This is a genomic window from Acetatifactor sp. (genome assembly GCF_982438285.1).
Genome location: NZ_CEWDFQ010000199.1, coordinates 1 through 5,742, shown reverse-complemented (window position 1 = coordinate 5,742; position 5,742 = coordinate 1). Strand labels below are relative to the sequence as shown.

General features: G+C 47.7%; 5 protein-coding genes. All 5 read right to left on the bottom strand.

The window, feature by feature from the left end; all coding sequences use genetic code 11:
* On the bottom strand, positions 1–619 hold a 619-nt coding region (locus tag AC1WIP_RS10395), incomplete at its 3' end, for a hypothetical protein (protein ID WP_481141762.1).
* An 11-nt stretch (positions 620–630) separates the two neighbouring features.
* Positions 631–2,040, bottom strand: a complete 1,410-nt coding sequence (locus AC1WIP_RS10390; protein ID WP_481141761.1) for a serine hydrolase domain-containing protein — start codon at positions 2,038–2,040, stop codon at positions 631–633.
* 82 nt (positions 2,041–2,122) lie between these two features.
* Positions 2,123–3,676, bottom strand: coding sequence for an ABC transporter substrate-binding protein (locus AC1WIP_RS10385; protein WP_481141760.1), 1,554 nt, complete (start codon positions 3,674–3,676; stop codon positions 2,123–2,125).
* A 43-nt stretch (positions 3,677–3,719) separates the two neighbouring features.
* Positions 3,720–4,622: a carbohydrate ABC transporter permease gene (locus AC1WIP_RS10380; protein ID WP_481141759.1), complete on the bottom strand. Its 903-nt coding sequence runs from the start codon at positions 4,620–4,622 to the stop codon at positions 3,720–3,722.
* A gap of 17 nt (positions 4,623–4,639) precedes the next feature.
* Positions 4,640–5,620 (bottom strand): ABC transporter permease, encoded by a 981-nt coding sequence (locus AC1WIP_RS10375; protein ID WP_481141758.1) that lies wholly within the window; start codon positions 5,618–5,620, stop codon positions 4,640–4,642.
* Between the last annotated feature and the right edge of the window lie 122 nt (positions 5,621–5,742).

The window sequence follows — 5,742 nt, the reverse complement described above, 5'->3', positions numbered from 1 at the left end:
CCATCACCCTGCCAATATCCAGGCTTACTAAAATACCGCTTTCCTTCTGACCGTTTACCGGATCCATTTCCCCGCTGGACAGGCACAAAAGCGCTTTGCTCTCTCCGTAGACATCAATATAGTAGGCAGGAGTAAATTCTCCGAAAACGCTGTTTTGGTAGATTCCCTGCATCAGGCTGTCCCCTTGCTTGTCCATAGGGTAAGAGGGATTACTGCTCTTTAAAAGATAGTCCCCGTTTCCGAAAATATAGATGGAATGAAACAAAGGATTGACGGAAATCATGTTAGTCACCACCGAAGCCGCCACACTTGTGCTATCATTCCAGATAAATTCCTTCCGATACATAATCCGCTTTACATAATTGTCATTTTCCAGCACCTCAATGGTCTCCTCTGCCGAATTTCGGTAGCTGTCAAGCATGAGAGAATAAGCGTACAGCATATTTTTATAGTCCTGCTTTTCCTTTTCCAGCTGGGAGGCCCGAAACCACAAAAATCCCACGATACAGGATAAAAAAATACAGATGGCCGCCAAGCCAAAGCAGACTGCAAACATATGCCGGAATATCTTCTTCCCCTTAAACTTTCCCCAAAATTTCTGGCAGATTCCCTTGTTCATAGGCTTCCCTTCTATTCCTTTTGTCTGTGCGCAGAGCCAAAGCCCTTAAAGAAGGCAAAGTACTCTTCATTTGTGCTGACCATGCGCACGCTCAGTCTTTCATCCTTCCATGCAAAATCCATGCTCACATGACCCTGCTCTTCATCCGTCACATAACACTGCAGCAGGAAATGTCCCATTTTCCAATATCCCTTACACTCGCAGGCATAATCTGTGCCCGGAAACTTCTGTCCCCGCACCCAGTCACCCCCTCCAAAGTCAAGCTGTGCCTCCCCTAAGGGCAGTACAAAGCTAAGCCGCCCCTTCTGCCAGTCAAAGCAAAGGCTGCTCCACTGCATCTGGTTGGGATAAAAGGTATAGGACACATTCTGGGTTTCCTCTCGAAGCCGCTTTTCCCATTCTCCATCCGGCACATCCTGCCCAAGGTTTTTCCCCACTGTCAGCGCTTTGCCCCTTCGCTCCTTAAGACAGGGATATACCGTGTCGTAAAAGCAGTCATAGAGCATCTGCAGTCCTGCCGGGTTTCCTATGGTGTCTGCCATGGTGAGATAGCAAAAATCCAGCTCGGGGAAGCATACCGCAAGCTGTCCCCCCATGCCGTAGAACACAAAGCCATCTTCTCTGGGCATCCAGATCATGTAGCCGTAGCCGCACTGCTCGTCCAGGGTGGGCTGAACATCTGTAGGGGTCTGGCAGGCCACGGCCTCCCTTAAGAACTCACCAGGCAGAAGCTCCTCTCCATCCAGTATGCCTCCCTGGTTGCACAAATAGGCCACCTTGGCCACATCCCGCAGGGTACACACCATTCCGCTTCCCCCCTGGGATACGCCGGAGGGATCCTTCATGATATAGGCCTCTTTGGAAAAGCCCAGCTTATCCAGCACCTTCTCCCGCATATAATCCAGCATCTCCATGCCGGTCAGCTTTTCCACCAAAGCCGCCAGCACATGAGCGGAGGAGGTGTCATAGGAAAAGACAGTGCCCGGCACATGATCCGGCTCCACCCGGAAAAAGGATTCCGTCCAGTCTCCGTCTCCATAACGCTTAAAGGTAGTGGAGCCATAGCAGGTTCTCATGGAAAGCATATCCCTTATAGTCATTTCAAGACACCAGGGATGCCCTCCGTCCTCGGGAAGCAGCTCCGGAAAATACTGACAGATTTTATCCTCCAGGCTGATTCGTCCCTCCTTCTCCAAAAGTCCCACCGCCAGGGCAGCAAAGCTCTTGGTGATGGAGTACATCCTGTGAATCACATCCCTTCCATAGGGTTCCCAGTAGCGCTCCGCTATAATACTTTTTCCACTCAGCAAAAGATAGCCATGGATATGGATTCCAAGACGCTCCATGCGTTTGTCCATCTCCTCCACCGCTTTCCCGGGTATTGCGCATTCCTCCGGTGTTTTTGTGTCAAATGTCAGCATGTTCATCCTCCCTTGGTTTTTTCTTATTTTCTCAAAAAAAGCTGCCTGTTGCAAGAACAGACAGCCTCTTTTTTGCAATTACTTATTTATTTGCCAGAAATTCATCAAACTGTCTTTGAATCTCTGCCACATAGGTATCCCACCCGGCATTCTGCAGCGCAGTTTTCAGCTCCTCGATATTGGAGTCGTAATCCTTAAGTCCTGCCAGCATGGGCTTTGCCAGCTCATCCCATACACTGTCAATCTGTGCCTTTTCTGTCTTAATATTAGTATAATCAATACTGAAGCCAAAATCAACAGAGGTAATAGAGCCTTCATCCCAGGTCTTATAGACTTCCATAAACTCATCCGTGTAAGCTGTGGTAGGGGTAGAAATATTTACATTGTAAATCATCCATTCATAGAACAGCTCGTCAGTGCTTATTTTTGACACCTTTCCATCCACCAGCTCGTAGTCCGTTCCCTCAACGCCATAAGCAAACAGATCCGCCAGCTCCGTATTTTTCTGCAGAAGGTTTACAAACAGCGCCACTCTGTCGGCCTTTTTAGAGGTCACCGGTACCTGGAAGGCTGTGTTTTCATAGGTGGATTTGTAAACGGGTTTGTCAGGGCGCAGATAAAATTCAATGGTTTCCGCCTCGGGCACGATAGTCTTTAAGCCCGGCTCATTCTCAATCTTGGTAGTTCCGCTGGTGCCTCTCATGATGGAGCACATATTTGCCTGGAAGGGCAGGGTTACTGTGTTGGTAAGAATATCCTTGGGAATCAATCCCTTCTCATACCATTCGTTGTACAGCTTCACCGCCGTCTCAAACTCAGGGGATTCCGCAAAGTTGATGAGCTCATGAGTATCCTGATCCACCCACAGTCCCGTAGTCAGCTCGCTGATGTTTCTGTCGCTGGCGCCTCTGATAATGTATTCGCTGTTTGCCAGCTCATAGGTAGCATACAGTCCGTATTCCTCATAGGCTTTCTCTACATATTCTGTCAAATCCTCCAGGCTGGTGATCTCCGTCATGCCGATGGCATCCATGATATCCTTTCTCACACAGACTGTGTTAAAGGTTCCCGCCGTAGGCTTGTTGCCGATGGGAATGGCATAGACGCCGTCTCCAAACCGGTATGCGTCAAAGGCAGTTTCATCCATGTTTTCATGCCAGTCCGGAAGATAGGTGTCGATCACATCTGTAAGGTCCTGAAGATAACCCTTGCTGTAGCTGTTCGCCGCCCATGCGGGATCCACGATGCAGGCGTCAAACTCCTGTCCTGAGGCAATCATCAGGTCTACCTTTCCGCCCGCTCCGTTCTCCGTCCAGGGCAGATACATCAGCTCCACCTGAGTGTTGATCTCATCAATAAATACCTGCTGAAACTCTCCCTCCATCAGCTCCTGCATACGAGGGGATTCCTCTCCGAACAGCACCACTGTGATGGTGTCCAATGTGTCGGGCCGAAGGGGATTTTCAGAATCAGCAGTGGTCTCTGCCTCCGTACCCGCCTCCGCAGTCTGGGAGCTTTCCTGTGCTGTAGTGTCCGGCGATGCAGAAGATGCTGTTGTGCCTCCGTCAGAGCCGCAGGCTGCAAGAGATACCACCATGACTGCCGCCAGCAATGTGGAAATCAGTTTCTTTTTCATATGTTTTCCTCCTTGTAAAAATATATTGTGAATGTGAGTGCTCTCACCCTTTTACCGCTCCTACGATAACGCCCTTGGTAATGTATTTCTGGGCGAAGGGATAAAGTAAAATGATCGGTCCTATGGTCACGCAGATGGTAGCCATCTTTGTGGTCTCCAGCGGGATATTGATATTATACCCCAGGGAAGCATTGGCCTGGTTTGCCATAAACTGTACATTGGAAAGCATATTGTACAAATAATACTGCAGCGGATACATATTCTGCTTGCTGATAAACATTAAGGACAGATAATAGTCGTTCCAGTAGCTTAGTGCGTAGAACAGGCCGACTGTCACCAGGCCCACCTTAGCCAGAGGGAAATAAATCACGCTGAATATCCTTAAATAATTTGCCCCGTCAATCTTTGCCGCCTCCGCAAGCTCCTCCGGTATGGATTTGAAGAAATTGCGAAGCAGAAACACGTTGAAGGCATTGATACAGCAAGGGAGCACCAGCGCCAGAAAATTATTGGTCAAATGGTAGTATTTGGTGCACATGATATACCAGGGCAGCAGTCCTGCGGAAAAAATCATGGGGATATACAGAAACATATTCAATGCCCCTCTTGGTTTAAATTCCCTCACCGTCAGCACATAGGCAAAAGAGGAGGAAACCAATATGGAGAGAATGGTGCCGCATACAGTAACTCCTATGGTCACACAGTAAGCGTTGAACAGATTCTTTCCCAGAGAGCCAAAAATCATTTTATAGGCCTCCAGGCTGAATTCCCTGGGAATGACATTGTAGCCGTTCACCGTGATAGAGGCCTCATCCGTAAAGGAGGTTCCTATGGCCAGAAGCAGTGGATACAGACACGCTATGGCAAATACGCCCACAACCACATAGAACACTGCCGTCAGCACTCTGTCTGAAGTGCATCGTTTGATTTTTTTTCTTTTCTCCATAATATGCTCCTCCCTTCCTAAAATAATTTATAATCCTTGTCAAACCGTCCCACCAGCCAGTTGGAAAACAGCACCAGCACAAATCCGAAGATGGATTGATAAAGTCCCACTGCGGAGCCCATTACAAAGTCTCCTACACCGATGACGGAACGATAAACATAGGTATCAATAATGTCTGTGGTCTCTAAAAGCATGGGTGACAGGTTGGTGATGGACATCATCATGGTCAGATCACCGCTCATAATCTTTCCGATAGAAAGCAAAAACATAATAATAATGGTAGGCTTCAGCAGCGGCACGGTGATGTAACGGATTCTCTGCCACAGATTTGCACCGTCCACCTGTGCCGATTCGTACAGTGAGGTGTCAAAGCCCGCTATGGTGGAAAAGTAAATGATACCATTGTAGCCTGCGGATTTCCAGATATTGCAAAGGGTCAGGATTATCCTCCAGTACTTGGGGTCATTGTAAAAATCCACCCGGTCCATGCCAAGGGCTACCAAAAGATTATTGATGGCGCCGCCGTCATAATTTAACAGGGCTCTCAAAATACCTCCGGCTACCACCCAGGAAATAAAGTAGGGCATAATAGAAAGGGACTGGGTTGTTTTTAAATACTTTTTACTTCGTATTTCATTGAACATAACCGCCAGCGCCACCGACACTATGGTTCCGCACAACGTGTAGAGCAGATTTAATATGATCGTGTTCTTAGTTGCCCTCCAGGCATTTGCGAAGTTGGCAAAAAAGAACTCAAAATTTTTAAATCCCACCCAGGGGCTGCCGAAAATACCGTCCGTAAAATTGTAATCCTTAAATATGATAACCAGACCGGTCATGGGTATGTAGGAAAACATCAGCGTCAGTATGATGCCAGGCAGCGCTAACAGCCAGAGCTGGTAATACTTTTTAAAATGTACGGCTATTTTACCTCCGGCCCCGGGGGTTCTTCGTCCCACCGCTGCTGCCGCTGCCTTTCTTTGTTTTGTAACAGCCATTTCTTTTCTCCTCCTAACATTGATTGCTTTCTTATTTCATCATTTCATTACATTTGCGTCTGATGGCTTTTGCTGTGTTAATTTAGAAATATCATTTTTATTCCCTGTTCTCAATCTTAAAA